The 3,437-nt window shown below is 65.0% G+C and carries 4 protein-coding genes; all 4 read right to left on the bottom strand.

All coding sequences use genetic code 11. The features are described 5' to 3' along the window. Positions 1–510: 510 nt before the first annotated feature. The 4 genes from RGM2987_RS00340 to RGM2987_RS00325 are packed head-to-tail and all read right to left on the bottom strand — an operon-like array spanning position 511 to position 3,372. The gene (locus tag RGM2987_RS00340; RefSeq protein WP_245138129.1) at positions 511–789 is read right to left on the bottom strand and encodes a DUF971 domain-containing protein; all 279 of its coding nucleotides are present in this window, start codon (positions 787–789) and stop codon (positions 511–513) included. Then, complete coding sequence (locus RGM2987_RS00335; protein WP_245138128.1) at positions 786–1,748, bottom strand: HEAT repeat domain-containing protein; 963 nt, start codon at positions 1,746–1,748, stop codon at positions 786–788. The genes RGM2987_RS00340 and RGM2987_RS00335 overlap by 4 nt, the downstream gene beginning before the upstream one ends. Continuing rightward, positions 1,745–2,590 (bottom strand): ABC transporter ATP-binding protein, encoded by an 846-nt coding sequence (locus RGM2987_RS00330; RefSeq protein WP_245138127.1) that lies wholly within the window; start codon positions 2,588–2,590, stop codon positions 1,745–1,747. Before RGM2987_RS00330 ends, RGM2987_RS00335 begins: the two co-directional genes overlap by 4 nt. Further along, positions 2,590–3,372, bottom strand: a complete 783-nt coding sequence (locus RGM2987_RS00325) for an ABC transporter permease (RefSeq protein ID WP_245138126.1) — start codon at positions 3,370–3,372, stop codon at positions 2,590–2,592. The genes RGM2987_RS00330 and RGM2987_RS00325 overlap by 1 nt, the downstream gene beginning before the upstream one ends. Between the last annotated feature and the right edge of the window lie 65 nt (positions 3,373–3,437).

Genomic DNA, 3,437 nt, shown 5'->3' with positions numbered 1-3,437 from the left:
GGCCTGCGAAGCAGGCCCCTGCATTTCTCCAGGCAAACCGCAGGGCCCGGCTCTGCGACTGCTGCGCAGCCGAGCGGGAGCACGCTCCCTCGCCACGGGGTATGGGTTGTCTGGGCTGACGTCTTCGCGAGCAAGCCCGCTCCCACAGTTGGATTGGGATACGACCGGGAGAGATAGGTCGGCCGCTAGGCCGCCTCGCCTTTGCTTTGCTTTGCTTTTGATCTGACCGCCCCATTAACCACGAAGGCCGAACGCAGGCATTGCGTAGTGGGCATCCCGGCATGGATGCCGGGATAGCCGCGCTGGACCATGGATGGTCCTTCGCGGCGGGCCCACGGAGCAATGCCGGAGTGAGGGCACACCGAGCCTTGGCGAGGTGCCGAGTGGTGGGGCAAGGCGCTTTTGGTTACTTTTGGCGCCCTTTCAAAAGTGACCCGCTGTAAGAGCGGAACCGTAAGCGGCCGTCACCGCAGCAACGGATATGTCCCCGGTCAAAAACACCACAGGCGGTCAACATTCAAGCCCCGCCAGATACCCCCACGGATAAATCCCCCGCTCATGCCCATCACTGAACACCAACTGAACCCCATACCCCTGCGCATTGACCGCAACCACCCTGACCCGCGGATCAACCTGCACCGTCAGCCCTCGCAGGCGAAACGCCCGGCACTGGGAGCATGGGCATTGGCGACGCAGTTCGGCATGCTCCAGGCGTTGTTCGCGGCCATCGGGCCAGTTCAGGCGCAGTTGTCCCTTGTCTTGGGAATTGCCCAGCGCCAGCGGGTTCATTGCAGCTGCCCCAAGGCAATGCGCACGGCCTTGCGCACTTCAGGGTCACCATCGTCCTGGGCGGCCTGCAAGGCCGGGATGGCATCGCGCTCGGCCAGTTCGCCCAAGGCCAGCGCCGCTTCCTTGCGCAGATTACTGATGCGATGCCCCAGGGTATCGATCAAGGCCGCCAGTGCTGGGGCGTAGCGCAAGCGGCCGAGGCTGCGGGTAGCTCGCAGGCGCACCTGCCAATAATCGTCAGCCAACGCTTCGATCAGGGCCGGGCCGGCCTCGGCATGGCCGACCTTGCCCAGCGTGGTGGCCGCCTCTTCGCGCACCGCCCAGGCCGGGTCCCGCAGGGCCTGGCGAAGGGCCGGCAGGACTTGCGCATCCGATGCCAGGCCAAGGGCACCGGTGGCCGCACGCCGCACCTCGGTGTCCGGATCATCGCTGGCGAGCCGCGCCAACGCCGGCAGCGCATCGAGGTGCTTGAGCCACCCCAGCACGCCAACGGCTTCGCGGCGCACGCCGGCATCGCGGTCGGCCAAGGCAACGAGCGCAGCCGGTGCTGCATCGGCCAGGCGCAACTCACGCAAGGCCCGGAACGCCGCAACCCGCACGCTCACGTCCTGATGGGCGGACCACGGCAGGATCACCCTCCCCGCCGCCTCGCTCTTGAGCAGGCTCAGGCTTTGCGCCGCAGCGGCCTGCACCGTCGCCGACGGATCGGTCAATGCCTGGCATAACGCCTCGACCACGGGCGCCTCTTCCCAGGCTTCGAGCAAGCGCGCCGCTTCGGCCCGCACTTCGGCGCTAGGGTCTTGGGCCAGGCGATCCACCAGCCACAGCAGGCCTTCGGGCTCTTCCAGATCGGCCAGTTCGATCAAGGCGATGCGACGCACGCCGGGGTCCTCGTCGGTCAGGCGCGGTTGCAGGGCGAGGATGTCATCGTTGTCGGTGTCTTCGAATAGAGAGTTCATAGGGCAAATCGCGGCAAGGAGGTTTCAGGAAGCCCGAGGGGATTGAGGCGCGGCAATTGCCGGCCTTCTTCATGGCGCAACAACTCGAGGCAGTGACGTTTCAAGCGAGAAAACTCGGGACTGGTCATCAGTTCGGTGGTCCGTGGACGAGCAAAATCCAGGCGCAAATCCTCGATGATCCGACCGGGACGCGGGCTCATCACCAGCAGTCGATCGGCCAGGAACAACGCCTCGTCGATGTCATGGGTGACGAACACCACGGTGGTACGAATGCGCGTCCAGATGTCCAGCAACAGTTCCTGCATGTTCAAACGGGTCAAGGCATCCAACGCGCCGAACGGTTCGTCCATCAGCAACAGGCGTGGGCGATTGACCAGTACCCGGGCGATTTCCACCCGTTGCTGCATGCCCCCGGAAAGCTGGTCAGGCCAGTTCCCGGCAAAACCTTCCAGGCCCACCAGGGCGAGGATTTCATCGGCAGCCCGATGCCGTTCGGCCTTGCCCAGGCCGCGCATCTTCAAACCGAAGGCGACGTTGTCGCGCACCGTGCGCCACGGGAACAACGTGTGTTGCTGGAACACCATGCCGCGCTGTGGCGACGGACCGGACACCGCCGCCCCATCTACATTCAATGTGCCGGTGCGCGGTTGCAGATGCCCCGCCAACGCGCCGAGCAAGGTGGACTTCCCGCAACCGGACGGCCCCAGGATGCAGACGAACTGACCGGCCTCGATCTGGCAATCCAGGCCCTGGACGGCTTCGAAAGCCTGGGCGCCCTGGCCCAGGACAATGGACAACTGACGGATATCGATCCGTCCTTCCGGCGCTTGCATCACGCTCATCAGGCTTTTCCTCGTGGTCGATGCCAGGGCGTGAACAGCCCGCCGAGGCGTTTGATCAACAGACTGCTGCCCATGCCCAACACACCGATCAGCAACATGCCGACGACGATGTCGGGGTAGTTCTGCACGGTGTAGGACGCCCAGGTGTAGTAGCCGATGCCGTACTGACCGGCGATCATTTCCGCCGTCACCAGGCAAAACCAGGAGGTGCCCATGCCAATGGCCAAGCCGGTGATAATGCTCGGCGCGGCGCCCGGCAGAATCACTTCCAGCAGGATCGCCGAACGTCCGGCCCCCAGGCTTTTCGCCGAAGCGATCAAGCGCCGGTCCACCCCCTCGACGCCGTGCACGGTGTTGAGCAGGATCGGGAACAGCGCGCCGGTAAAGGTGATGAACACCATCGACAGCTCCGAGGACGGAAACATCAGGATCGCCAGGGGAATCCAGGCCACGGCCGGGATCGGCCGCAGGACTTCCAGCGGCGGCAACAGCAGGTCTTCGGCCCATTTCGAGCGGCCGATGGCCAGTCCCGGTGCCACGCCAATCAACAGCGCCGCACCATAACCGGCGAAGACCCGGCCCAGGCTGCTACCCAGGTGCCGGCCGAGGCTGCCCGACTCCCCCAGGCCGAACGCAGCCTGGATTACCGCCAACGGCGTCGGGACATTGGCGAAGGTCACCAGGCCCAGGTCCCAGTGACCATTGGCAGCGAGTTGCCAGAACAGCAGGCAGAGCAGCAGGGAAGCGGCTCGCAGGAGCCAGCGTGCGTAAGGTCGGTTCACAATTTTCTTCCTTCAGGCTTGGATCCTGTGGGAGCGAGCCTGCTCGCGATTGCGGTGGGTCAGCT

It is taken from the genome of Pseudomonas sp. RGM2987 (genome assembly GCF_022952855.1).
GTDB lineage: Bacteria > Pseudomonadota > Gammaproteobacteria > Pseudomonadales > Pseudomonadaceae > Aquipseudomonas.
Note: the sequence above shows the minus strand (reverse complement) of the source record. Positions and strands in the feature narration are given on the sequence as shown.